Source organism: Bacillus sp. FSL M7-1345, from assembly GCF_038006985.1.
Taxonomy (GTDB): domain Bacteria; phylum Bacillota; class Bacilli; order Bacillales; family Bacillaceae_G; genus Bacillus_A; species Bacillus_A cereus_U.
On sequence record NZ_JBBOWG010000001.1, the window covers coordinates 890,574 to 916,774 of the forward strand.

Consider the following 26,201-nt stretch of genomic DNA (forward strand, 5'->3'; position numbering starts at 1 on the left):
GGGGAAATTATGAAAGATTTTAAAAATGGTATAGAACAGTTAAAGTTATCACCGGAAAAAAGAGCAACATTTAATCAACTTATCTCACAATCGGAAATAGATCATGCCGTTGTTGGAGTGTTTGGATCGTTTAGCGTTGGGAAATCTGAGTTGTTAAATAAAATAATTGGAAGAGAAAAATTTTTACCGACACATACAAATGAAACTACTGCAATTGTGACTTCAATCCATTATGGAGACGAAGAGAAAATTGAATTGAAGTATATTGATGGCAGTGTAGAGAATGTCTCTATGGAAAGTTTCCATGAGTTAGTCGCAGGAGGAAATGTTAGTGGAATTGAAAAGATTAATGTTTCACTTTCAGAACCAGAATGGCTAAGACACGTAGAATTTATTGATACCCCAGGAAGAAATACGAAGTTTGCTGCTCATGTTGAGGCTTCGAAAAAAGCAATTATTGATGCGGATGCTGCTATATATGTTTTGCCATGGCAAGGCTTAACGGTAGAGGATATTATTTATTTGAAAGATTTAATGATCTATCAGCCTAACTTGTACTTTATTTTAAATAAAGTGGATCGTATTGATGAGGAACAGGGGCAAACAATTGAAGAAGTTCGAAAGCAAGTTGAAGAGAACTTAGCTGAACAATTAGGAAAGAAATATTCAGTATATGCTATATCTGCTAAAACAGGATTTAATTTTTCCGAATTTAAAGAAGACCTTATTCCACAAATAACAAGTAACATTAAGGAACTAAAGCAATCCCGTTTTATGCATGCTATTGGTGAATTAATTGAAAAGCACATACTTTCTATTCAAAATGAAATACAGGTGTTGAAGCTTACAAATTTACAAGATAAACAAGCGCTTCAAGATCAAAAACGAAAAATTGAAATGGAAAAAACTAAATTGGATGATCATGTAAAGAAAGAGCTATCTGTTCTAAAAGAAGCACTCAAACATTTACAAGTAGATGCGGATGGCTTTATTGAGGCGACATTAAGCGAAGTAATCAAAGAAATTAAGACGCGAGTGCATGAAATGTACGAGAAAAGAAATAATGGAGAAGAATTACAACAAATCATCGAATACCATTTATTGACATCTAGAAACAAAATATATCAAAGATTTGAAGAGAAGCTAAACCCTATATTAAAGGATAAAAATCATTATAAATTATCTGAACTAGAAGGGTCAGGTTTGAGTATTCAATTCCAAGAACCTAGCTTTGAAGAGTTGCAAGAGAGGTACGAAGAACGTTTACAGGAAATCACTACTCGATATGATAACAAAGAACAACGTTTGAATCATATATTAAGTGACGCGAATGAGGATGTGTCGCATGCAGAAATAGAAAAATTAAGATTAGAAATTAGCCAATTAGAGGAGCAAGTACAAGAGGAGTATGTACCACAATATATCGTAGACCAAGATTTTGATCCGGATAAAGCGAAAAAAATAATGAAGTCTATTGGATTTGTTGGTGATGTTGCTATATCCATTGCTGCAGCTTATGTCACAGCGGGAGTTTCTGCTGGGGCTCAAGTGGCTGGAAAAACAGCAGGGAAACAAGCGACTAGTCAACTGGCTAAACAAGTTACAAAAGAAGCTGGTAAAAAAGCTACTAATCAACTTACGAAACAAGTGGCAAAAGAAGCGGGTAAAAAGGTTGTTGAACAGACCGTAAAAACTGGTGGGAAAGAAATCTTTAAAAAAGTAGGATTGAAATCATTGGCAGTAATAGAGAAAGGGTTAAGTCCGTTTGAAACAGCAGCAACAGCCATTGGTACAGCTATCGATGAAAATAGGAAAGCAGATAAGGCATTGGACATTAACCATAGGCAAAAATTCTTTATGAAACAGCAGCATCTGGAAAGTCAATTTCAAAGGAAGAAAGACGAGTTAAATCAGCTGAAAGAACAACAAAAATCCAATACTACTATTGTACGAAATGTTGAAATGAAAATTGAACGAATTGAGCAAGAGAAAAATGAAGAAATACAAAAGGTAGAAAGAACAATGCGTAATAACCAAGTACAGTTTAATAAGATGAAATTTGAAGAAAGTATGCATGAGCAAATAAGTATGTTGGGTTCTAATGAGCAAGAGAAATATAAAAGTTGGATAAAACTTGAGACTGATAGAGTTTATTTAATGTTGGAAAAAATGCTTCCGTCTTATTATGAAGAGGAAATGTCTCGAGGCATCGCCCAATTAGTATCTGTTGAGGAATCAGCCCAATTGAATATGGAGAATATAAATGAGCGTTTCGATATTATGCATAATGAACTTACTATTTGTAATGATATAAAACAGGAGATTTACCATGGTCAATAAAATGGTTCCCGTTATTGAATGGATTTCGAATTGTATAGAATTAGAGAGAAATAGTAATAGTACTACTATTTCTCTTTGGAGTGAGTTGTATGAACTTGGTCAAATTGGAAAGGATTTTGATCGTAAATTGCCATCTCGACCTAAAAGTGCTGCACCGCTAGTTGTATACATAACGGGAAGAATTGATGAAATCCAGAAAAGACAAGGCCCATTTCAATATATAAAGGAACCGAAGGATATTATATTTTTAACTTTTGGTGAGTCCAATTATTTTTCGGAAATCGATGCTATATGGGGATGTCCAGATCCGTTATTGAAGTATATTACTATTTGTTATGTTCCACCTAAAATGATTAAGTTTTATCAGGAGGACCTGAAAAAATGTATTATTTTTTCATTAGGAAAACCTGAAATATGGATGCGAAGTCTATTAAAGCAAAAGAAAGTAGCAGGAATTGTTGGCTGGAATCATAGAATCGAAGATGAGTGGGAGCTTGATTGGTCCGTTTCTTATCAAGAGTTTTCATATGAACTTCTGTTGAGGGGGACTTCTAATATTTCAAATGAAATAAAAAGGTTAGTACATAGTGTACCGAAGCTACCAAAGGGTCTGAGGCTAGGTTTACAACGTGCGCTAAAAGAAGAAAATATAGGGAGTAAAGAACAGATGTGGCGGCAAACAATTGACCAAGTTGCTATGCAAATGTTAGATGAATATTGGTTGTTAAATGGTTTCTCTATACAAAAGTTTGTGCCAGTATTAGTTGAAAAGGTACATAATTATTACTATTTTGTTCGTGATGTTCCTCCGCAAGAAGAGTGTATTAAACAAGTAGAATGTTTTTTTGATACATGGTTGAAAAAAAGGAGGATGTAGATGCTTACTAGTCTTGAAGCAAATTGGCTTCACTTAGAGAAAGAATTACTAGAATATATTGAAGGAAATACTCCTGAATTAATACCCGATGTAGAAATATGGATTGAATTAATTCGTCCATTACCAATTGCAGAAAAAACATTATACTTGCTTCAATTATGTGAACTATTATTTGAAGGATTGGCAACTGCGGATGAGAAATTAAAATGGCAAGATGTAAAAGAAGTACTTGTTAAAGAGAATAAAGTTCAGGATGTTCAAGTATTAAACATTTTTGAAGAAACGATAGATAGTTGGATAAGTTTTGTTAGGAAAGAGGTTGAGTGATTTTGAAATATAAAGAGAGTATTTTATTTTCTAGTGCTATTGTTTTAATAGGAGCTTTATTTACTACATTTTTTGAAAATACCGCATGGATACAATTGGTTATTCTTTGTGGGGCGGGTGTGCTTATAGCGGTAGGTGTTTATTTTAGAGAAAAGCGCATAAGTGCAGAAAAAAATGAAATAGTAGATGTTTTAAAGGGAATGTCCAGTCAACAAAAAGAGGCTTTTACTAAGTTAGTCCAATCAAATGATGAAAAATTAAATGACATAAAAACGTCTATAGACGAGGGCGTGAAAGAGGTTCAAGTTACAATAAACACAAATCACAATAAAGAATATGAGTTGATAATTCAGCAATCAAATGATGTTATAGGGGAAATGAAATCATTACAGGCTATTGCAGAGAAACAACTTAAAGTTAATGATACTATGATTCAATCCCAGCAAAAATCATTAGAACACGTTTCGTTAACAATTGAGAAAGGAAATGAATCCTCTATTAACCTTAATGATAATTTATCGCAAGGTTTTAATAAGTTAATTGATACTATTCAAGACCTGGAGGGTCAAATAAATAGGCAGGTTAAACACGTTATTGAAGAAATAGAAAATGGAAATGATGCACGAGATGAGTTTCATGAAACAGTGGTTAATTATCAAAGTGAGTTGAACGGAGTTTCAGAAGATATTCGAAAATATCGTGATAATATAGAAGTAGATATTAGTGAACGCATGGAAGTGTTAAAAAATCTAGTTTTACAATTATCTGAAACAGTGGATCAATTAGCAGATTCTAAGCATCATGAAAGAGAGAGAGCGTTAGGGATTCAAAAAGAATTAGCGAAACAGTTTGAGCGATTAAAAGCGCGGGCTTAATCATAGAAGTGGATTTATAAATAATTAAGTAGTTATTGAAAATAGTTTCTAATTCCAAAATTAGAGACTATTTTTTTATGGGGAAATGTCAATCTAAAACAAAAAACGGACAAAATCTGTCCACCTAAATTCAGTATAATTCGATATAGAAAATAAGCGAAGAAATAGAAATATTATTTTAAAGCTGATTTTTGGTAAGTCGCTTGATTCAAATTCGATATGTATGGAGGAAATAAGATGAAAAAAGTTATGGGGAGTATTTTATTAAGTGCTACTTTACTAGCGACAGGTTGTAGTAGTGATGATGTGGACGAAGCTGTAAATAAGGCGGATAAAAAAGTGAAAGAAGAGGTTGCAGTGGCTACTACAAAAGGTCATGAATATGTACAACAAATAAAAACTGCTAAGCTACCAGGTTATGAGAAGATGGCGATAGAAGAAGCTTTTCATAAATTTTTTAAGAATCCGAAATGGAAATATTTCGTTTCTGAAGATCATGAAGATCTAGTGGAGTTTACAGGGAATTGCGTCTATCAAGAACAAGAAGTAAAAGCCAAAATTCAATTTGTTTTAAACAAAGAGGATCAAACGTTTAAATTAAAAGCAATGGCTTTAAATGATATAGCGCAAAATGAGCTTACAACAGCCGCTATGTTGCATTCTATTTATGATGGAGATAATTCAGTAGAAAATACAGAGGAAAATCAAAATAATAAAAATGAATCAAAAGAAGACGAAAAACCAGAAGGATCGGTAAAAGCAGATTCATATTTTGAAGAAGATAAGAATGTAGAAGAAAAGCCAGAAGGATCGGTAAAGGCGGATTCGTATTTTGAAGAAGATAAGGGTGTAGAAGAAAAGCCAGAAGGATCGGTAAAGGCGGATTCGTATTTTGAAGAAGATAAGGGTGTAGAAGAAAAGCCAGAAGGGTCGGTAAAGGCAGATTCGTATTTTGAGGAAGATAAGGGTGTAGAAGAAAAGCCAGAAGGATCGGTAAAGGCAGACTCGTATTTTGAGGAAGATAAGGGTGTAGAAGAAAAGCCAGAAGGGTCGGTAAAAGCAGATTCATATTTTGAAGAGGAGTAATAGTGTGAAGACTGTTCTGGTTGCCTGTTCAAACAAAAATGTACAAAAGCAAAATATATGATTTTTTCTGATGAAGGAGCACAAATCTACGCCAAGCAAAAACGGATAAAATAACAAACCCCAAAGAGAAAATTTATTTTCTCTTTGGGGTTTAATCATATAAAAGGGCTTTAGGACAGCGCTCGTTGTTTCAGTTCAAGCGCTTTTGCTCGACGGTCTTTCATACCGATAATAATACTCTGCACGTCCACGCTCAATAAGCTCGTCTATGATAGCGATCTCATTATCATAATCTTTCATTTTACGAGTTAGGTCTAGTCATTTAAGTGATTTTGAGAGGCTACCTTTTTGTTATTGATAAAGGAGAAGTTATAGGTTTCTAAGCGAAGAAAACTTGCAAATTAATTGGAAACTAGAATGGGTTAATAAGTTACTCTATTTTTTATTGTGAGATAGAAGAGGCATTGAGCTATATATTTTTACACATGAAAGTTTATTGAGATTGTGATGGTCTTTTTATTTTCTGATCCGCATAAATATATTTTATCGCAAGAATTCATTAATAGATTTCAAACTTTCTACCTATGCGAAAAAGTTTGACTTTACATACGGGTAGTGGTAATTTAAAACCTATAAGAAAACTCGGTATTAATTCCGAGTTTTCTTATAGGTGTAAATAGTCGAGAGGGGTCGAAATATGAAAAAGAAGTTGTTTGCATTACCATTTGTCCTACTATTACTTATTGCATTAGCGGCTTGCTCAGGGGAGAAAGATTCTTCGAAGCAAGCAGGAACTAGTACGCCAGGGACTCCGAAAGATGGAGGAACGTTAACAGTTGGTGTTAGTGATAATCCAGATACGATGAATCCGCTTTATGCGAATGATCGAGTGTCATTAACGATACAGCAAGCTTTATATGCACCGCTGTATCATATGGAAGACGGTAAGAAAAAGTTTGTTCTTGCTGAGAGCTTTACGCCTTCAGAGGATCAATTAACATGGACTTTAAAATTAAAGGATAATTTGAAATGGCATGATGGTAAGAAAATTACATCAGATGATATTGTATTTACATTCAAATCTATTCTAGATGAGAAGCAAAATAGTTCAAGCCGTGAAAACTTTATTTTTAAAGGAAAGCCGCTTGAGGTGAAAAAAGTGGATGAGCTAACGACTCAATTTGTATTACCACAAGTAAGTGCATCTTTCGAAGGGGTTATGAACGATTTCTTCCCAATTCCGAAACATGTATTTGAAGGTGAAGCGGATTTAGTGAAGAGTAAGAAAAACCTACAACCTGTAGGGTCAGGTCCATTTAAATTAAAAGAGTTTAAATCAGATGAATATGTTGCGCTAGAGCGATTCGATGATTATTTTGCTGGTAAAGCAAAATTAGATTCTGTCGTGTACCGCGTTGTAAAAGACCGTAATACAGCAAATGTTTCACTTCAAAATGGTCAAATCAATATGAAGATGATTGAGCCGCAAGACTTTAAGAAATTAGATAGCACTGGGAACTTCTCGATGGTGACATTCCCTGAAGGTAGATTATTCTACTTAGCTTATAACTTTAATACAGATCTTATGAAGAAAAAAGAAGTGCGCCAAGCAATTGCGCATGCATTAGATAAGAAAGAAATGATTAACTCAGCATTCGTTTCTAGTCAATTTGCAGAACCGGCAAATTCAATCTTAACGCCAGACGCTATGTATTATGCGAAAGATATTAAAGAGTATAAGTATGATCAAAAAGAAGCGAAAGATTTATTAGCAAAAGCTGGTGTGAAAGATAAAGAAAAAGTGCGCGTTATGTATGTAACGAATAATAAAATTATGGAAAGTCTAGCGCTATATACACAGCAAAAATTACAAGAAGTTGGCTTGCAAGTTGAACTGAATGCATTAGACGCTAGTGCGGCAAGTGAAAAAGGCTTAGATAAAGAAAATAAAGAATATGACATTACATTTGGTGGTTACATAATGGGACCAGAGCCAGATTCATATAAGAGCTTATTCTTAAGTAATGCGGAATACAATTATGCACGTTATAAAAATGCTGACTTCGATAAGTTATGGGAAGAAGCTGCGGTTGAAACAGATAAAACAAAACGCGCAGAGCTATACCACAAAATCCAAGATACAGCTAGAGAAGACTTACCTTATCTTCCAATCGCATATCCGAAAGCAGTTATTGCAGTAGATAAAAAGTTTGATGGATTAAAAGAAGCAAAAGCAATTCCTGTCACAATGTTTGAAGATCTATCAAAAATTTATGAAGTGAAATAAGAAACTGTAAAGAAGCTGGTGAAAATCAGCTTCTTTATCCCGCTTTAATGGGCAGTAAGATTTCCACCTCAAAACTTGGCGAATGCGAGGAAGTGAGGTGGGAGCCCTGCTGATTAAAGTTTCACTTTATCCCGCATTAACGGGCAGTAAGACTCCCACCTCGAAATTCAACTGAAGCAAAGAAGTGAGGTGGGAGATCAACTGCCCGTAAATGCCCGATTGGTTCAACTAATAATCAGCGGGGGATGAACACCCCCCACTGATTAAAGTTTCACTTTATCTTGAGGGGGGAAGTTTGTGTATAAAGTAATTGCAAAGAGGCTTTTAAATGCAATTCCGCTTTTATTTGTTATTTCTATTATTTCTTTTCTATTAATAAAACTAGCGCCGGGCGATCCCGTTCGAAACTTTGTAACGCCGAATATGAGTCCGATTGACGTCGAGCGTATTCGCAAAAGTTTAGGACTAGATCAGCCGATTTACGTGCAATATTTTTTATGGTTAAAAAATATTTTAACAGGGAATTTTGGATACTCACTTCAAAACCATCGTCCTGTTTTAGAACTTATTACAGAAAGATTACCCGCAACAATCGGGTTAATGGGATCATCTTTACTCGTCTCATTTGTAATCGCAATACCGCTTGGATTATTTACAGGTGTGAAAAAGAACTCGTTCTTTGACCGCATTGTGAACTTCATCTCCTATGTGGGAATCTCAATGCCAGTCTTTTGGTTCGCGTTACTATTAATCTACTTATTCTCTTTAAAGTTGAACATGCTTCCGAGTATGGGTATGCGCACAGTCGGTCAAGATTCCTTCTGGGATATTGTTCAGCACGGCATTTTACCTTGCATGGTGCTAGCGTTCCAAAACATCTCTGTTTATATGAGATATATTCGCTCAAGTACGATCCAGCAATTAGAGGAAGATTACGTACAAATTCAATATGCGTACGGTGCTTCACAGAAAACAGTTTTATTTAATCACGTACTTCGAAACGTATTAATACCGATCATTACAATTTTCGGATTATCTATTCCGAGTTTAGTAGGCGGAGCTTTTATTACGGAAACAGTATTCTCATGGCCGGGACTTGGTTCACTCGGGGTAAATGCCATTTTTAGATTTGATTATCCAATTATTATGGCAATCACATTATTATCATCGTTCATGTTAATTCTCGGTAATTTAATTGCTGATATTTTATATGGCGTAGTAGATCCACGCATTCGAATGAGGGGGTGATTTGGAATGAACAATAGGAGATTTCAAACGATAAAAAATAGTTTTACAAAAAATAAGTTTGTAGTAATGGGAGTTATTATACTGGGTGTTTTAACAATCGCGTCTCTTTTCGCATTCGTATCACCGTACGATCCTAGTAAAATGTCGATTCCAGATCGTTTACAAGAACCGAGTTTAAGTCATCCTTTCGGCACAGATGATTACGGAAGGGATTACTTAACGAGAGCGTTATATGGAGGGAGAGTTTCCCTTGCTGTTGGTTTTCTAGCGATGGTTGTTTCCATTACAATCGGCACCGCAGTAGGAACAATAAGTGGATATTTTGGCGGAAAGTTAGACAACTTCTTAATGCGAATTGTTGAAGTTTTAATGTCAATTCCATCATTCTTTTTAATGCTACTATTAAATGCTTATTTAAAACCAGGAATTACAACGCTTGTTCTTATTATCGGACTATTAACGTGGATGGATACCGCGCGTATCGTAAGGGCAGAAACGTTATCTGTAAAAGAGCGTGAGTACGTGTTATATGCAAAAGTATCGGGACAAAAATCACTCATGATTATTGTAAGACATATCATTCCTAACATTTTATCAACCATTATAATCGCAGCGACATTAACAATTGCGACATCTATTTTAATGGAATCATCACTTAGCTTCTTAGGATTAGGTATTAGAGAACCAGATTCTTCTTGGGGCAGCATGCTAAATAATGCGCAAGGATATATCGGTGAAGCTTGGTATTTAACACTTTTCCCAGGGTTCCTTATTTTATTAACTGTACTAAGTTTTAACGTAATCGGTGAAGCATTGAAAAAAGCTTTCGCACCAAAAGGGGCTCATCATGAGAACTAATGCTTTAAGTGAGGGGGAGTGAAAAGCGTGTCTGAAAAACTATTAGAAGTAAAAAACTTAAAGACTTCTTTTTTCATAGAAGACGGCGAAGTAGAAGCTGTCCGCGGCGTTTCATTTAGTTTGAAAAAGGGTGAAGTCGTTGGGATTGTTGGCGAATCGGGAAGCGGAAAGAGCGTTATGGCGAAATCCGTTATGGCTCTGGTTACGTCGCCAGGGAAAGTGAAAGAAGGAGAGATTCTTTTTCAAAATGAAAACGTGCTTTCTAAATCGGAGAAAGAATTACGTTCTATTAGAGGAAATCAAATTTCACTCATATCCCAAGATCCAATGTCGGCGCTAAATCCAGTTGTGAAAATTGGGAAGCAAATGACAGAAGTAATTATACGTCATCAAAAAGTGAAAAAGAAAGAAGCAGAGCACATCGCGGTCAACTTGTTAAAACAAGTCGGTCTCTCTTCACCGGAAGAAAGGGTAAAACAATATCCGCATGAACTAAGCGGCGGTATGAAGCAGCGGATTATGATCGCGATGGCAATGTCTTGTAATCCAGACCTTCTCATTGCGGATGAACCGACGACAGCGCTTGATGTAACGATACAAGCACAAATACTAGACTTAATGAAAAACTTAAAAAACGAAACGAATATGTCGTTACTTCTTATTACGCATGATCTTGGAATTGTTGCGCAAAACTGTACACGCGTCATCGTTATGTACGGCGGACTTATTATGGAAGAAGGACATGTACTTGATATTTTCCAAACGCCGAATCATCCATATACGAAAGGGCTATTAAACTCTCTGCCAAAAATATCGAACGGCGTAAAAGAAAGATTAGCGCCAATTCAAGGTGTAACGCCAAACTTACTACATCCGCCGAAAGGTTGCCCATTCGCAGAGCGTTGCCCACATAAAATGGAAATTTGTGAAAAAGAACGTCCGCCATATTTTGAAATCGGAAACGGAAGACGCTCTATGTGCTGGTTAAACGATAGGGCGGTAGGTGATTCACATGCATGAAGAAAACTTAATTGAAGTTCGGAACTTAAAAAAGTATTTTCCTATTAAAAAAGGACTATTCGGCAGAAAAACAGAGCAATTAAAGGCAGTCGATGACTTAAGCTTCACAATTAAAAAGGGTGAAACATTCGGATTAGTAGGAGAATCCGGCTGCGGAAAATCAACGACAGGAAGAAGTATCATTCGCTTACACGACGTGACTTCAGGTAACATTCTATTCGACGGAAAAGATATCGCAGATCTAAAAGAAAATGAACTAAAAGATTATCGAAAAAGAATGCAAATCATTTTCCAAGACCCGTACGCATCATTAAACCCGACAATGAATGTATTCCAAATTATTAGCGAACCGATGAACATTCACGCTTCTTACACAGCGGAAGAAAGAAAAGAAATCATTCTAGACCTTCTCAAAAAAGTAGGCCTAAAAGAAGAACACCTATATCGCTATCCGCACGAATTTAGCGGAGGCCAAAGACAGCGCATTAGCATCGCGCGCGCACTATCTGTAAAACCTGACTTCATCCTATGTGACGAACCAATCTCAGCACTCGATGTCTCAGTCCAAGCACAAGTCGTAAACATGCTGCAGGATATTCAAGAAGAAACAGGCGTCACATACTTATTCATCGCACATGACCTATCCATGGTAAGACACATATCAGATAGAATCGGAGTCATGTACTTAGGAAACATAGTAGAAATTGCCGACAGCGAAGACCTATACACAAAACCGGCACATCCATACACACAAGCACTACTCTCATCCATGCCAGAACCAGATCCAACAAACACAGGCAAAGAACGGATCATCCTAGAGGGAGAAGTACCAAGCCCACTAAACTCACCATCCGGCTGCAAATTCAGAACACGCTGCAAATTCGCTACTGAAAAATGCGCGCAGGAAGTACCAAAGATGGTTGAGATTGCGAAGGGACATGAGGTGGCTTGTCATTTGTTTTAGAGTTGAGGAAATGCACTGGGGGGACCTGGTGCTTTTTTCTTTTGTGTGGGGGTGTGGGATTAGTTGTAGACTAATGGTCAGCGACTGTCTATATTTGCATCTCCTATCATATAATTCCCCTTATTTTTTAACTATGATTTTAATGACGAACTTCTTTTTGTTGGGAAAGCACGTAAAGTAAGACAACGTATTAAAAAGCATTTTGAAGATAATGTATCACCAATTAAAAATCATCGTGATGAAGTGTATTGTATTGATGTATGTATTGTAGAAGATCCGATGGAAAGAGAAATTTACGAAACATATATGATTAACGAATTTCAAGCGAAGTATAATGTGGATAAAGTATTTTATAAATAACATCAACGTAAAACATGATCTTGGTACTACATCAAGATCATGTTTTTTATATGTAATAAAAACGATTGATTATTCTTAATCTTTCGACAAAATACAACAATTTAAGATGGTATTTTTTGTTATGATAAGTAAGGAATTTACATATCGTGTTATTGGGGGATAAAAAGAGATGTTGAAAAAATTTACTACATGTATTTTAGGTGGCGCTTTAGTATTCAATTTATCTGGTTGCGGCAATACATCCGACAAAACTTCTTCAGAATCTAAAGAAACCAATTCTAAACAAGAAGAAAAGAAAGTGCAAACAACTGATGAGGCGAAAACGAAAGAGAATACAAAGCAGAAAAATACAGAACAAACAAAAGAGAAATCAAAAATAAAAGAAAAAGAGTATGCTGTAAACAAGGATTTTCATACACCTAAATTTGATGTAACTGTAAAAAGAGTTGTAGAAAGAGATAAGGTTGGTAAAGAAAGTATAGGATTCCAAAAACCTGAAGATGGACATGTCTTTATTGTTGTAGAAGCAGAAGGGAAAAACATCACAAACGAACCGATGAAATTAGCCGTTTTACCATCAGTGGATTTAGTGGATGAAAATGATAATGCTTACCAAAGTGATGTGTGGGCAGCTAGTAGTTATGGGGTTGAAAAAGGCGAGACCTCTACTATTACTAAGGAATTAAAACCAGGGGAGGTAAGGAGAGAAAGTAAAGTTTACGTGATTAATAAAGAAAAATTTGATACAGGAAAATGGTATGTACTTGTTAACCATGAGTATAAGGAACAAATTAAATAGTGTTTATTTATTAAGAGGAGATGGCTCCTCTTTTTTTTGTTACAAGTTAACACGAAATTTCATTCTGAGGACACTATTAAATTTTTAAGTTGATGGAGATAGGACGCTACCCCTAGATGAAGAGATTACTATTTTCAAATCAGTTGGTTTGGCTGTAGTAGATATTATCGTTGCGAATTATTTGTATGAGAAAGCGGTGGATAATATTCATTCAGTAGCCCAAGAGTTTGAGAGAATGGATAATGAACTTCACAACACTTTTCGCTAATGTGACAACCTACGTAAAGGTAAAATGGTAGGAGGAATATGATGAGTCAAGATATTGAAAAACAAATTAATCAAGTAAATCAAAAGTTAAGAAGTGTATTTGAAGAACAAGGCCGAAATCAATCCGCGATTCACATTCAGGAGCAAGCGGAAGCAGATTTTTATGAATGGAGAGGTCGAAGCCATCGTTTGTTTGATCGAATTTTAGGAACTTGGCATGGTGATAGAGAAATGTCTCAGTTTTTTATGAATACATATCAAGATGCAAAACATATTGAAAGAAAAGTCACATCTGAATTGGAAAACAAAAAAGAAACGTTGCTTAAAGAAAGACGAGACCTTAGTGATTTAGAAAACGACCTTTCTTATCAACAACAAAAATTAGCAAGGGAGGTTAATGCATGAGTTTAAATATGTATTTAGGAGAAGTACAAAGCCAAACTCAAAGCATGAATGCTGTATGTATCGCTACCATTCAAGGCATGGAACAAGCGATTCAGTCAATTGACGCTTTTGCAATTGATACTGTGTTACAAGGGCTAACATATAGTAGTGCAAAAGCATTTTTTGTTCAAACCTTTCGTCCTTTAGCGCAAGGAATCATTTATTTATGTGAAGAATTAATCCGTCAGAATGATGCTTTTCCAAGTCAATTTCAATCAAAGATAGCTTCAACTGATGTCATTGAACAAGAGTTACTAGAACAAATTCGAGAAATTGACCGAATGAAAGCAAGTATGGAAGCCATCAATCAAGCTATGCCAATCCCGGGTATGGACGCTATGGCGAATCTTTTTACTGTCATGAGGAAAAAACTGCAAGAAAAATTAGAACATCTATATGAATTTAATTATACTTCTAGTAGTAATTATGATACTGCACTCCAACTAGCCGCTAGCATTGCGACAGGTTTGGCGGAAGTTCAAAGTGGAAAAGGCTTTAGTCCTGCAAGTGGTACATTTAGTACGCAAGGGTTGAATATGGAGTGGACAACTTCTATTCAAGCGATTACAGAAGAAAAAAAACATCATTCTAAAGAAACCAGTATTATAGAAGAAACGTTGTTTGATAAACTTAAAGATACTGTTGAAAATAACGTAGAAGCGATGGATCAGTTGTACGAAAAATTTATTCGCCAGATAGAAAATACTCCTATTATCGGGCAATATCATAACTACAAAAAAGGGCAAAATGAAGCGGTGTTAGATGAACTTAAAGGGATATTAAACACAATTTTACATCCAATAGATAGTGTTGAGGGCGCTGTGTATGCTCTTTCTCACATCGACGAAACATTTGCTGCTGTAGAACAAGCAATTTCTGATTCGTGGAATCAAGATGTTGTAAATGGAGATTGGAATAGCAGAGCTAAATGGGTTGGAAATGTAGAGATGCAAGTTAAATTAGCAATTGCCGAATTATTTGTAGGAACAAAAGGTGTAGATAAAATTTCAAAATTAGGTAAAGTATCAAAGTTAGGCAAAACCTCAAAACTTAGTGAAAGTGTAAACTTTATACAAGGTATTAAAAACGTAATAAATTTCGATAAGTTTAAGCAAAGTGTTGACATGCTGAATAATATTCTAATGCCAAAAAATCAATTTGCTCTTGCCGATACCAATGCATTTAATCTAAAATCTTTTGATTACAGTACTTTTAATAAAGCCAAAGATACTTTTTCATTTGCTGAAAACATAGATAGATCCAATCAATATAGTCCACGTGTATTTGATGGTGATTTAAAGAAACACGAAGATAAAGGCGGACATTTAATAGAAAGACATGTTGAAATACCTGATGAGGCATTGGCTCAACGATTAATAGATGATCAGAACATCACTGGGTCTTCATCTTTTAATGATTTAGAAAAAGCCCAAAAAGTTGCTGATGCAGTATTAACTAATCCTCAAAATATACGTAAAATAGAAAGGTGGCTAGCTGATCCCTACAGCCCACCAACTTTAGCGTTAAGGTATAGAGGTGATGAAATTATTGGTCGATCTATATTAAGAACATCTGAAGATGTTTTAGAGGTAACGAATGCTAAAATTGTCTTAAAAAAAGATGGAGAAGGAAGTTATATTAGAACAGGATTCCCCATAAGATAGAAATTTAGGAGGCTATTTATGAATGATAAAGATTATATTTATGAAGAATTAAGTGATTTTTTAGATGGAACATTCCATCAAGATATGGGAACACCAGAAAAAGCCTTACACGAATTTATAGAAGAAGCTCACAAAATTTGTATAGAAAATACTATAAATTACATAACTGCATTTTTAAACAGTGATCTATCCACGGAAAAAAAAGAAGAATTCATTGAATATTATACAGATATTTATTTTCCTGCTTTAAAACTAGCTCCCCTAGAATGGCTTGAACAAACAGGTGAAACATTAAAACAAGCATTAAAAAATACTTAGTGAAAATCGACCGCTTATAGTAGGCGGTCTTTTCTTCTTCTTAATTTACATTCACATACGTATTGCTAACTGGGGTATCGCCAAATGCCATCGAGATAAAATTTTGAAGTACCCCCAAAATGAAAATTTTCTTTCTCTAGAGTTAGTTACTTTGAAAAGTCGGCAGTTTTTTCGTTTTGGCGCTGAATTTTGCGGAATTTGTCAGTAAATCGATATGTTGTGCCGAAACGTCGATATATTCGAAGTTACGATCGATATAATTGAATAATCGTTGATATATTTTTGTAGAGAGTGGGATTGGTTGTAGACTAATGGTCAGCGACTGTCTATATTTGCATGTCTTATCATAAAATTTCCCTTATATTCAAATATAATTTTAATGACATGTTAGATTATATATTCCGTCCTTAATATATTTAAAGGGTGATTGGGTATTAAGATTAACTAATAGAATGAAAGATTTGGATTAAATGCACCTATATTATTAAATTCGGGAATAATATCTCTAACGCTGAAAAGATATTTGATTTAGGGGTTATTTTCAGTATTTTAGAAATAATCAAAGCGAGAAAAAGTAGAATGTTTCATGATTAGAATTGATTATATGCTAATATTCAATAGAAAGATTAAATATTTAAAAATTCATAATAAAATCTTAGAGTATGTTTGGTGAAATCAACCAATTCATATTTTACTCATTATGTATTTAAAGGGGAAATGAAAAAAACTTGGTCAACAGTAGCAGGGTGGTTTAATTAACATGAAAAAAAGTATAGATTTTAATAAGAAAGCTTTTGCACATTATATGGCTCTTTATCCTGTAAATGAAATAAGAGTCCACGTAATTGGTCTGGTCCTTTTGGGGGCAGACGTGTTTGTTCTTTTGCCTGCTTTTGCGAATCCTTTTCGATTACTCTATGTATATATAGTAACTCCGCCAGTTATTTTTTTAAATTTGTGGGCGATATGGATTGCTATCAATCCTCGGAAACGACAATTACAATACACTCTATTTCGAGGAGTATATGGCACCATATGTTCAGTGGGATTATTGGTTATAACTCAAAAATATGCTTATGAAGTGTTACAATTACAAACTCCCATCTATTTTATTCTTTCATTTGGTTTGTATGGTTTTGCTTTGTATCATTTTTATAAAAACCATATTGAAAAACTTCAGGAACCAAGAAAAAAATCAAAATCATCGAAAGGAACTGGTGGTGTAAAAGTAGCAGCTATTGCAGCGGGATCGGGGCAGTTAATTGCTAATATAATTCTTAGCATTGCAACACAACAGATGGGGGCAATTGTATTTATGTGTGCATGCACAGTGTTTTCGTTTGCTTTGTTTTATATGATTATAGAACTCCATAAGTATTATTATTTACGGAAGCATATAGAAGATGGGGGGAAAATACGTATAGGCTTTTAAAGAGAATTTGTTGCATTTCAAGTATATAATCGCATTCTTCTTATGGAAGCCATTCACGAGACTTATAGCAATAAAAGATGTATAAGTGGAAGATTATATTCTAGTAAAACATCTGAAGGAATGGAAATTAGGTTTGTTCTTATTAATGATAAGATTATAACTGTTTATCCAATTTATTAAGGAATGTGAGGTACTCAAAAATGAAAGTAACTACTCAGCCCATAGTTAAAAATGCAAGACAATATAGAGGTAATTGCCAAGAAGCACTCCCCCTAAGTTTCAGATGAAATTAAATGATTGAATATTTATATTTAAATAATCGACTATTTATGCTTTAATATTTCTATGTACATAACTGGGATAATTAGGAATTTGTATTTAATATGTTTTAAGAAAGGGGAATGTTTTTTTATGGAAACTCCAGAAAATCAATTTAAACGTGCACTTAATCCTTGGTTCTCCATTTGGACAAAACCACGTGATACAATGAAAGAAATTTTTATATCCAAACCTAAGAATGTGTTTTTACTCATTTTATTAGGCTCATTCGTACAGACTTTAGATCGAGCATCTTCTAAAAATGTGGCGGATTCAATAAGTAGTCCATTTTCAATAATCTCAATAGTTATATTCGGTACCTTCATTGTTTTCTTAACTTATTATTTTTTGCTACCAGCGTTATTTAATTGGGTGGCAAAAAAACTTGGTGGACAAGGTACCTTTGAAAAAACACGTTACTCAGTTGCCTATTCTTATATCCCTTACGTTTATTCTCTTATATTAGTTTGGATGCCTTCATTTTTCTTGTTTGGGATTGAAAACTTTACGAGTGAGACACCGAAAATGGATAGTAGCATAACTTTAACGATTTTGTTTCTTATTTTTGCCATAATTGATGTAGTTATTGGAATTTGGACAATCATTATTTCCTTAAAATGTTTAGGAGAAGCACACCAATTTTCAGCATGGAAAGCATTATTAACAATAATAGTGTCCTTTATGATTATCATTCTTCCTTTGGTAATAATAGTATTTCTTATAGTAGGGGTTATAACCCTGTAATAATTTATTTGCTTCTTATGAACTTAGAACTTTAATTGAAGTTTGGGGACAAGAACAAAAAATGTATAAAAATAATAACTAAAAAATTAACTTTTATAAAAACACTTAAACTAAAATGCTTCTTAAGCGTGGGTCCAATAGCTCACGCTTTTTATTTTGGGTGACTATAACATTTATTTTTAAAATTTATAATCATACTATTTGTTACGAACAAACTTTCAAAGAATCTATTGGTGCTAAAGCTAATTGAAGGCGTATTAACAATTTGAGAGTAGTTATTGATAAGAATGGAAATGTAATAGCTGTGGTTCTTGTTGAAGGAATTAATCAACCTCTTATGGTTTACGGTAGAAAACAGGGACAAGTGAATGAAAATAAAATGTGGGATTACGTGTCTTATCCATATCCTCAAGGAAAATTGTCTAAAGAATACAATGTATTTTTTAATCATAATCAAATTGCTAGTTTGTTTTTTAAAGGTTTTGAAACAGTTGAAGAGTTAGAGTTAAGAAATAAACTAGCAAAATTTTAATGAAAAGGTAGATTAATTATATGTTTTCAGGATTTCAATGGTTTCCTAAAAAATGGGGAAAAAGAAAAGTTTCAGAACAGTTTCATCAATCAAAGTTTGCTGATGAAGGTAAAGGTATTTTGATTACTATTTATGCTATAGATTTGTATTTTATATCTATTCCTTTAAAGGTAAAAAAATATAATTAGTTTTAAACATATATATATTCTTTATTTGAAGATGGGGGTAGTACCCCTAAAATTTGAATTTACAATATTAATTTGTTTCTAGTCTTAAAAATGAATAACTTTAACATTGATAAGGATTTTGAGATAAGTCATACGAGATACTTGTAAGCCTTAGCTGAAGTGTAAAATTAATTAAATATCTATCAATGGATATAATTTTTTATTATAGTTATTTTTATAAGTTTAATGGTGAAAATTTTATTGGGAATAGAAGGGGTAATGATGGTGAAAATTTTTAAAAATACGATTTTATTTGTTTTGTGTTTAGTAATTCTTAGTGGTTGTTTTACAAGAGAGGGAACTATTGTTGGTGGTAAAGTTCATGGTTCTTCAGATAGTGTATCAGGTAGTATATCTGGAGATTATAGAAAATTTACTGGATCTGCAACTCAAGATAGGAAAGTTAAAAAAGGTGAGAATTGGATTTTTTCTTTTGATGATAAAACTAAACAAGGAACTATAATTGCTTATGTTGTGGATTCAAATGATAATACAATACTAGAGTTTAATAGTGGCGAAGGCGAAAAAAATATTAAAGTGCCTAAGGATGATACATATAAGGTTAAAATTAAAACGGAAGAACATGGTGGGGAATTTCGAATATCATGGAAAAAAGAAAAATAGTTTTTTGATTGAAAAAAGCATCTAAAGATAGATGCTTTTTTTTAGTCTTTAATTAAATAGTTTTGAATCTGTATTCTGGTGAAATATATAGTAATCATGTTTTTTAAGTAGAAAATCGAGTGAGAATCAGCTCCAATTTAATTCAAAGAATTATTAAGTAATTTTTTTAAATCTGATTGTATATCAAATTTTTCTTTATGTTGATCATATATGATTAGATATAGAAATTATCTAGTATATTATCTTTTTCTTCCTTATTGATGCCAATATATTTAAGTGTAATTTATGAGGTGCTATGATTGAGTATTTCTTACAACATAGCGAAATCTTTTGTTTATTTATAGAACCAATAGCCGAAGGTTTTGCGCATGGTGTGAGTCCCAATAGATTCGATACCAGCAAAATCTTTGGCTTTTTGAAATTTTTGATAAGCCTAGATTTTATTAATGGGTGGATCTTCTTTTCGAGAAGGGAATAATATTTCACAGAAGGTGTAAAATGGGATGTTGATTTAGATGGTGATGGTGAAGATGATAGTATTAAGGATATGGTGAAAACGGGTGCGAAAAAAGCTTGGTCAACAGTAGCGGGGTGGTTTAATTAACATGAAAAAAATACAGATTTTAATAAGAAAGCTTTTGAATATTATATGGCTCTTTACGCTGTAAATGATATAAGATCGACTATAATTACTCTTGTGATTGGGATAACAGATATATTTGTGCTTTTGCCTGCTTTTGCGAATCCTGTTCAACCGATATATATGTACATAATAGTTCCACCAGTTGCTTTTTTAAATTTATGGGCAATATGGATTGCTATCAATCCTCGGAAACGACAATTACAATACACTCTATTTCGTGGGGTATTTGGCATCGTATGTCCAGTAGGATTATTAGTTATAACCCAAAAGTTTGCATATGGAATGTTAGGGTTACAAACTCCAATCTATTTTGTTTTTTCAGTGGGTTTGTATATGTTTGCTTTGAATTATTATTATAAAAATCATATTAAAAAACTTCAGGAACCAATCAAAAAATCAAAGTCATCGAAAAAAAACTCTGGTTTCGGAGTAGTGGCTTTTATAGGATTGGGTCAACTCGTTGCTAATATCAGTCTTGGTTTTGCAACACAAAAGATGGTAGCAATTGTATTAATGTGTGTATACTCAATGCTTTCGTTTATTTTGATTCATTTTATTATGGAACTCCATAGGTATTATTATTTAAGGAAGCATATAGAAGGTGGAGGTAGAACACATGAAACCTTTTAAAGAGTCTGTATTGAATTTTAAGTATATAATCGCGGTTCTCTTATAGTCAGTAAAGACTATGGAAAAGAAAAGGGAGAAGCAACATCATGAATATAGAATTACATTTAGATAAAGGAAGGATGGGGAATTATGCAATTTTCTAAAGAAAAATTTTCACCAAATGGTTCTATTGTTCTGTTAAAAGGTGGGACGAAGAAAATTGTGATTTATGGAAGAAAATAAAAACTTATGGTTAAAGAGCCTGTAATGTATGACTATATTGTCTGTTTTTATCCAGAAGGCTACATTAATCCTGATTATACATTTGTATTTAATCATGAGGATATTGAAGAAATTATATTTGTAGGTTTTATAGATGAGGAAGAAGAGGCGTTTGTAGGATTGCTTAATTGAATATGATCTAGAAATAGGTGACCTCCAAATTCCGATAAAACTAGCAATCTCTACGCCGAACTTGGTTAAATTATAAGCGGGGAAAAAGCTGGACACGAAAATGATGAAGAGATTACTATTTTCAAATCAGTTGGTTTGGCAGTAGTAGATATTATCGTTGCGAAGTATTTGTATGGGAAAGCGGTGGAGTGCGGGATGGGGAATAGGATTGAGTTTTGAGACTGCCTTTTGGTGGTCTTTTTTGCATAAAATCTTGTAAAGCAAGAAAAAGTAGAATATTTAATGATTAGAATTGAATATTCATATTCTAATATTCAATAGAAAGATAAAACGTTTAAAAGTTCAGAATAATACATTATAATACGTTTGGTGAAATTAACCAATATATATTTTGCTCATTATGTATTAAAGGTGAGATTATAATAGGCGGGTATGGTTATAGATTCCATGCAGGTGAAGAATCAGGTTTTTCCGCAACCTCACCTAACGGTTATGGCGGGGGATTTTCATTTAAGTTTGAGAAGGAAGCGAGATAATAGAATGCGAAAATTTTCAAAAATAGTTATATGTGTTGGTGCGTTAATATGGTGATAAGGCATTATGGTTTGATGCTGGTATAGGTACTACGGAAAATTTTGAAGATGATTTTGGATGTTCTGGAGAATTAGATGAAATGATAAAAAAACCTGATAAGTCAGTATCCGAAATTGAAAAAGAGGAGAAAGCAAAAAACCACGAGTAGTTCTTGCAACTACTCGTGGCTTCTGTACCCTATTTTAGAAAGAGCATATGTTAACTAGCTTTGAATATAAGGGGATTTCCAATGAAGAAAGTAATGATTTTGGTTGTATCTGTTGTGATGCTCATAGCAGGAGGGCATTTTACTATGGAATACTTAAAGAAAAAAGAAAAAGAAGAAAAGTTTTGGAAGGTACAAGAGGCACGGATAGAAAAGTATATTCGTTATAATATTGAAGATGTAAAATCTATTACGTTTACAAAAAAAGATGTAAGTCCAATGGGCGTTCCTTATTTAGAAGGCCATATAAATCATAATAAAGAATTAGATTTTATAGCTAGTATAAGTACTACAGAAAATTTCGAAGATGATTTCACACGTTCTGGAGAACTTGGAAAACTAATAAAAAAACCAGCAAAGTCTGTATCCAAAATTGAAAAAGAAGAGAAAGAAAAAAGACAAGAGTAGTCTTTGAACTACTCTTTTTTGTATCCCATTCTAAGAAAAATGCATTGGTAAGTGTTTTTTATAAGGAGAATTTCCAATGAAGAAAGTAATGATTTTAGTTGTATCTGCTGTGATACTCATAGCAGGAGGGCATTTTACTATGGAATACTTAAAACAAAAAGAAAAAGAAGAAAAGTTTTGGAAAGACCAAGAAACACGGATAGAAAAGTATATTCGTTATAATATTAAAGATGTGCAATCGATTACTTTCACAAAACATGAAGTAAATCCGATGGGAGTTCCTTCTGTGGATGGATATATAAATAATGATAAAGAATTGAATTTCTCAGCTAGTATTAGTACTACGAAGAATTTTGAAGATAAACTTTCACGTTCTGGAAAATTAGGGGAACTTGTAAAAAAACCTGAAAAATCAGTATCTGAAATTCAAAAAGAAGAGAAGAAAAAGAAACAAGAGTAGTCTTTGCGATTACTCTTTTATTTTTATTATAGAAAAATAAAAGAGTTGAAAATATGAATGTGAACTAATAATAAAAAGTTTGCTTTCATATTAGAAAAGGTTAGGCCCTCACTTCACTCCAGTTAAAAACCTCACACCCAAAAACAAAGGGGAACTCAATTGTTCAAGCTCATATAAAGTTTCAATCTTGTCTAAGCATCCATTAGGATATACAATTGATCATCTATTTTTCTTTACATAATCTCCAGATACAGTCCATATCAACTATAGATTCTTGTCTTATGCTAAATGTAATCAAAAAGCAAGTAGATAAAGATAATGACTAAAACATTAACTCTAGATACTTTTTTGATGAATATTACAAATAAACAGGAGGTAATGAAAGATGTTTAAAACATTATTAGCAGGAGCACTTTTAAGTACAGGATTGGTAGCGGGAGGTGCAGTAGGTGCAGATGATGCGAAAATGGACAATTTAAAATCAAATGAAGGTAGTTCAAATCAAGTAATTACACAGAGTGCAGATGGAACAACGTCTTTCTCACAAAACTTTGATTTACCTAAAGATGCAGTGCCAGCAACTCCTAAAGGAGACGCAAAAACTGTTGAAAGACCAGAAGGTACAGGTTCTCAAGAAGGGAAAATGGTACCAACAAAAGAAGGTACAGGTTCTCAACCTGGATTTGAAATGGGAGCCCCTGAAAAACCAGAGCATGCAAAAACTGTTGAAAGAACAGAAGGTACAGACTCTCAAGAAGGAAAAATGGTGCCAACAAAAGAAGGAAATTAAATAATATATAGTTATAACGAAGAGCATCCAAAAAGTGGTGCTCTTTTTATATTATAGGGATTAACTAGTTTTACTCAATATAGAACTGTAGGAGGAATTGAGGCTAGAACATGGGGGACTATCTCTTCAAATCATGGTGTTTGAAGCACTAGTTTTGGTGGTAACGTTACAACATAAACATTTTATTAGAGATTTTTTAAATTTACATACACTCTAGATAAACTACATATCAACTTCAGATACTTGTTTTATGATACAAGTAATCAAACAAAAGGAGGGCAATACAAAATGATTACAACAGTATTAACAGGGCACTCTTTTAAGTACAGGAGATTATTAACAGGTGGAGCAAATGTTAAAGATGTACAGACAGATCAACATATTCCATATAAACAAGATGAATTGCAGCAAACTCTAGAAAAGTACGATTCGAAGAAATTTGAGTTATAAAAAGAAAATAGATAAATATAGTGAAAATAGATAAATTGACAAGAGAAAAGCACTTTGTGTATATCACAGGTGCTTTTTATTTTCATTTTGATATAGGGCTTGAATTAAATTTTCACACTAAAATATATACGGCAAAAAGGGGGGAGTACATTGCACAAAATTATTTATGGAATATTAATTTTAATGTATACTTTGTATTCATTTTTTGTAAGTGATGGAAGTGAAGTAAGGTTTATTATGCTGTTAACTATAGTACTTATCTTTTCTGTGGTTTTAGAAAAAGGAAATGCAAACAAAACGACTGATTAAAGGTCGTTTTGTTTGCATTTTTTAGTTGGCTATTACAGTCCAGATGTTTTAGGGATAGCACCAAATTTCGTTTTTGGGACACTATTAAATTTTTAGTTGATGAAAACACCCGCCTAAAATAGAAAACTTTTAACCTATTATCATTTATTCCGTAGCTTTTAAGGTATTTAACACGACTTTGGTTGCGTCTGCAATAAGTTTATCATCGTATTTAGCATCTTCTTTATCATGATTAGAAAGTATGGCGAGAACAATCGGCTTTTTATTTGGTGGCCAAATAATTGCGATGTCATTTCTTGTTCCGTAAGATCCCGCGCCTGTTTTATCAGCTACTTCCCATCCTTTTGGTACGCCCGCACGAATCAATTTATCTCCAGTTGTATTTCTCTTCATCCAATCTACTAATAGTTCACGTTTTTCTATTGGAAGTGCAGTTCCTAATGTAAATGATTGAAGTGTCTTAGCTATCGCTTCTGGTGTACTGGTATCATGTGTTTCTCCTGGATGCACTTCATTTAATTCAGGTTCAAATCGTTCTGAAGTAGTAACAGTATCTCCTATTTCTTTCAAGATTTTTTCAAATTCAGAGGGCCCCCCTAACTGTTTAAGAATCAAATTATGTGCTGTGCTGTCACTATATCGAACAGAAGCATCTGCAAGTTCTTTTAACGTCATTCCTGTATCAACATGCTTTTCAGTAATCGGATTATAATTAGAAAGATCTTCATGAGTATACGTAATCCTTTGATCAAGAGCTTCTAATGAGTTCTTGCGTAAAAGAGCGCCCACAGCTAATGATTTAGATGTAGATGCAAATGCAAAACGATCATCTGAATGATAAGCAACAGTTTGATTCGTACCTGTGTCCAGTGCATAAATACCAAGCTTAGCATCATATTCTTTTTCAAGTTTAGCAAAAGATTGATTACCTGTATTTTCTTGTTTAATTTGATTAGCTTGATTCGTTTGTTTAGGTGGTTCAGATTGAGTGTTACTATTGGAACAGCCTATAAGTGATACACATGAAAGTAATACTACAGGCACAATCTTTTTGTAATGTAAAATGTTAAAGAACTTGTTTAAAACGAACATAAATTTTCAACCTCTTTCAAGAATATATGGATTTTGTCTAGGTATTCTAAATACCAATGCAATTAAAGATGGCATAGGGTAACAATACTACTGCAGCTAAAATTTCACAGGTTAAAGGACATCCAAAACGTTTATCCCGCTATTCGCCGGGCAGTAAGACCCCTACCTCAAAATTCAGCGGAAGCAAAGAAGTTAGGTGGGGGTCGGGCTGCCCGTAAAAGCCCGATTGGTGAAGGCTAATAATCAGTGGGGGGATGAACAAAACCCCCACTGATTAAAGTTTCACTTTATATGATTGATAAGTCACGGTTTGGATTATTTCTTTTTTATTTTCACTTGTAATGGTTCACCTGTGAAAGTATTAAACTTGTAATACTTAACCGTAGTATTACGATGCATATTTTTCACTTTTTGGGATAATAAGTCCTTTCATTTTTTTGTAATACATAAAAATAGATGTCAAACGGGATATGTTGTATCCAATTTGGACAACTCATATTAGAAATACACTTATTAGACACTCTAAGTAATAAATTTGTTCCACTTTAAGATGAGGAAGAATTTGGGGTTTGTAAAATAACAATGGAACTACGTGTTTTTTCGTCATACAAAAACC

The 26,201-nt window shown here is 33.7% G+C and carries 27 protein-coding genes and 5 pseudogenes; 30 read left to right on the top strand and 2 right to left on the bottom strand.

Going from position 1 to position 26,201, the window contains the following annotated elements:
* Positions 1–9 precede the first annotated feature (9 nt).
* From MHB76_RS04555 to MHB76_RS04655, 21 genes and pseudogenes are all read left to right on the top strand, one after another.
* Complete coding sequence (locus MHB76_RS04555; protein ID WP_340985805.1) at positions 10–2,340, top strand: dynamin family protein; 2,331 nt, start codon at positions 10–12, stop codon at positions 2,338–2,340.
* Positions 2,330–3,217 (top strand): hypothetical protein, encoded by an 888-nt coding sequence (locus MHB76_RS04560; protein WP_340985807.1) that lies wholly within the window; start codon positions 2,330–2,332, stop codon positions 3,215–3,217. Before MHB76_RS04555 ends, MHB76_RS04560 begins: the two co-directional genes overlap by 11 nt.
* Complete coding sequence (locus MHB76_RS04565; RefSeq protein ID WP_340985809.1) at positions 3,218–3,544, top strand: hypothetical protein; 327 nt, start codon at positions 3,218–3,220, stop codon at positions 3,542–3,544.
* Positions 3,541–4,419 (top strand): hypothetical protein, encoded by an 879-nt coding sequence (locus MHB76_RS04570; protein ID WP_340985810.1) that lies wholly within the window; start codon positions 3,541–3,543, stop codon positions 4,417–4,419. Before MHB76_RS04565 ends, MHB76_RS04570 begins: the two co-directional genes overlap by 4 nt.
* A gap of 237 nt (positions 4,420–4,656) precedes the next feature.
* A complete protein-coding gene (locus tag MHB76_RS04575) occupies positions 4,657–5,505 on the top strand; it encodes a hypothetical protein (protein WP_340985811.1) in 849 nt (282 codons plus the stop codon).
* Positions 5,506–6,202: 697 nt separating this feature from the next.
* Positions 6,203–7,792 carry an ABC transporter substrate-binding protein gene (locus MHB76_RS04580; RefSeq protein ID WP_340985813.1) on the top strand — a complete coding sequence of 530 codons (1,590 nt, stop codon included), beginning with the start codon at positions 6,203–6,205 and terminating at the stop codon, positions 7,790–7,792.
* Positions 7,793–8,089: 297 nt separating this feature from the next.
* Positions 8,090–9,040: an ABC transporter permease gene (locus MHB76_RS04585; protein WP_002035186.1), complete on the top strand. Its 951-nt coding sequence runs from the start codon at positions 8,090–8,092 to the stop codon at positions 9,038–9,040.
* 6 nt (positions 9,041–9,046) lie between these two features.
* Complete coding sequence (locus tag MHB76_RS04590; RefSeq protein ID WP_002186601.1) at positions 9,047–9,898, top strand: ABC transporter permease; 852 nt, start codon at positions 9,047–9,049, stop codon at positions 9,896–9,898.
* 27 nt (positions 9,899–9,925) lie between these two features.
* Positions 9,926–10,918: an ABC transporter ATP-binding protein gene (locus MHB76_RS04595; protein ID WP_340985814.1), complete on the top strand. Its 993-nt coding sequence runs from the start codon at positions 9,926–9,928 to the stop codon at positions 10,916–10,918.
* Positions 10,911–11,882 (top strand): ABC transporter ATP-binding protein, encoded by a 972-nt coding sequence (locus MHB76_RS04600; RefSeq protein ID WP_340985817.1) that lies wholly within the window; start codon positions 10,911–10,913, stop codon positions 11,880–11,882. Before MHB76_RS04595 ends, MHB76_RS04600 begins: the two co-directional genes overlap by 8 nt.
* Positions 11,883–12,020: 138 nt before the next feature.
* Positions 12,021–12,242, top strand: a pseudogene (locus MHB76_RS04605) (nucleotide excision repair endonuclease); the annotation flags it as partial.
* A 169-nt stretch (positions 12,243–12,411) separates the two neighbouring features.
* Positions 12,412–13,041 (top strand): hypothetical protein, encoded by a 630-nt coding sequence (locus MHB76_RS04610; protein ID WP_002069205.1) that lies wholly within the window; start codon positions 12,412–12,414, stop codon positions 13,039–13,041.
* A 124-nt stretch (positions 13,042–13,165) separates the two neighbouring features.
* Positions 13,166–13,309, top strand: coding sequence for a TIGR04197 family type VII secretion effector (locus MHB76_RS04615; protein WP_176107997.1), 144 nt, complete (start codon positions 13,166–13,168; stop codon positions 13,307–13,309).
* 41 nt (positions 13,310–13,350) lie between these two features.
* Entirely contained in the window at positions 13,351–13,713 is a 363-nt protein-coding gene (locus MHB76_RS04620; protein ID WP_340822194.1) for a DUF3958 family protein, read from the top strand.
* A complete protein-coding gene (locus tag MHB76_RS04625) occupies positions 13,710–15,416 on the top strand; it encodes an RNase A-like domain-containing protein (protein ID WP_340822196.1) in 1,707 nt (568 codons plus the stop codon). Before MHB76_RS04620 ends, MHB76_RS04625 begins: the two co-directional genes overlap by 4 nt.
* A gap of 18 nt (positions 15,417–15,434) precedes the next feature.
* On the top strand, positions 15,435–15,734 hold the full coding sequence (locus tag MHB76_RS04630; RefSeq protein ID WP_016101713.1) for a contact-dependent growth inhibition system immunity protein: 300 nt from the start codon (positions 15,435–15,437) through the stop codon (positions 15,732–15,734).
* Between the two features lie 760 nt (positions 15,735–16,494).
* The gene (locus tag MHB76_RS04635; protein WP_002114720.1) at positions 16,495–17,166 is read left to right on the top strand and encodes a hypothetical protein; all 672 of its coding nucleotides are present in this window, start codon (positions 16,495–16,497) and stop codon (positions 17,164–17,166) included.
* A 411-nt stretch (positions 17,167–17,577) separates the two neighbouring features.
* The gene (locus MHB76_RS04640; RefSeq protein ID WP_002114719.1) at positions 17,578–18,228 is read left to right on the top strand and encodes a Yip1 family protein; all 651 of its coding nucleotides are present in this window, start codon (positions 17,578–17,580) and stop codon (positions 18,226–18,228) included.
* Positions 18,229–18,493: 265 nt separating this feature from the next.
* Positions 18,494–18,760 (top strand): DUF4176 domain-containing protein, encoded by a 267-nt coding sequence (locus MHB76_RS04645; RefSeq protein ID WP_002114713.1) that lies wholly within the window; start codon positions 18,494–18,496, stop codon positions 18,758–18,760.
* 20 nt (positions 18,761–18,780) lie between these two features.
* The gene (locus MHB76_RS04650; protein WP_000490950.1) at positions 18,781–18,948 is read left to right on the top strand and encodes a hypothetical protein; all 168 of its coding nucleotides are present in this window, start codon (positions 18,781–18,783) and stop codon (positions 18,946–18,948) included.
* Between the two features lie 261 nt (positions 18,949–19,209).
* On the top strand, positions 19,210–19,611 hold the full coding sequence (locus MHB76_RS04655; RefSeq protein ID WP_002202960.1) for a hypothetical protein: 402 nt from the start codon (positions 19,210–19,212) through the stop codon (positions 19,609–19,611).
* Between the two features lie 214 nt (positions 19,612–19,825).
* On the opposite strand, the pseudogene MHB76_RS04660 reads toward MHB76_RS04655, so the two are convergent.
* Positions 19,826–20,089: pseudogene (locus MHB76_RS04660) on the bottom strand (tyrosine-type recombinase/integrase); the annotation flags it as partial.
* 171 nt (positions 20,090–20,260) lie between these two features.
* On the opposite strand from MHB76_RS04660, the gene MHB76_RS04665 reads away from it, so the two are divergent.
* The 9 genes and pseudogenes from MHB76_RS04665 (at position 20,261) to MHB76_RS04705 (ending at position 24,493) form a co-directional block, all read left to right on the top strand.
* Positions 20,261–20,884, top strand: coding sequence for a hypothetical protein (locus MHB76_RS04665; protein ID WP_078175221.1), 624 nt, complete (start codon positions 20,261–20,263; stop codon positions 20,882–20,884).
* Between the two features lie 129 nt (positions 20,885–21,013).
* Positions 21,014–21,277: pseudogene (locus MHB76_RS04670) on the top strand (DUF4176 domain-containing protein).
* A gap of 48 nt (positions 21,278–21,325) precedes the next feature.
* Positions 21,326–21,496: pseudogene (locus MHB76_RS04675) on the top strand (ornithine cyclodeaminase family protein); the annotation flags it as partial.
* Positions 21,497–21,866: 370 nt separating this feature from the next.
* Positions 21,867–22,019, top strand: a pseudogene (locus MHB76_RS04680) (DUF1433 domain-containing protein); the annotation flags it as partial.
* Between the two features lie 81 nt (positions 22,020–22,100).
* Positions 22,101–22,484 (top strand): DUF1433 domain-containing protein, encoded by a 384-nt coding sequence (locus MHB76_RS04685; RefSeq protein WP_078175222.1) that lies wholly within the window; start codon positions 22,101–22,103, stop codon positions 22,482–22,484.
* 76 nt (positions 22,485–22,560) lie between these two features.
* The gene (locus MHB76_RS04690) at positions 22,561–22,944 is read left to right on the top strand and encodes a DUF1433 domain-containing protein (protein ID WP_078175223.1); all 384 of its coding nucleotides are present in this window, start codon (positions 22,561–22,563) and stop codon (positions 22,942–22,944) included.
* Positions 22,945–23,329: 385 nt separating this feature from the next.
* The gene (locus MHB76_RS04695; RefSeq protein ID WP_078175224.1) at positions 23,330–23,734 is read left to right on the top strand and encodes an alpha-ketoglutarate permease; all 405 of its coding nucleotides are present in this window, start codon (positions 23,330–23,332) and stop codon (positions 23,732–23,734) included.
* 288 nt (positions 23,735–24,022) lie between these two features.
* Complete coding sequence (locus tag MHB76_RS04700; RefSeq protein WP_340822208.1) at positions 24,023–24,184, top strand: hypothetical protein; 162 nt, start codon at positions 24,023–24,025, stop codon at positions 24,182–24,184.
* A gap of 150 nt (positions 24,185–24,334) precedes the next feature.
* Positions 24,335–24,493, top strand: a complete 159-nt coding sequence (locus MHB76_RS04705) for a hypothetical protein (RefSeq protein ID WP_002159080.1) — start codon at positions 24,335–24,337, stop codon at positions 24,491–24,493.
* Between the two features lie 144 nt (positions 24,494–24,637).
* On the opposite strand, the gene blaIII is transcribed toward MHB76_RS04705, so the two are convergent.
* A complete protein-coding gene (gene blaIII / locus MHB76_RS04710; protein WP_078175225.1) occupies positions 24,638–25,585 on the bottom strand; it encodes a class A beta-lactamase BlaIII in 948 nt (315 codons plus the stop codon).
* Between the last annotated feature and the right edge of the window lie 616 nt (positions 25,586–26,201).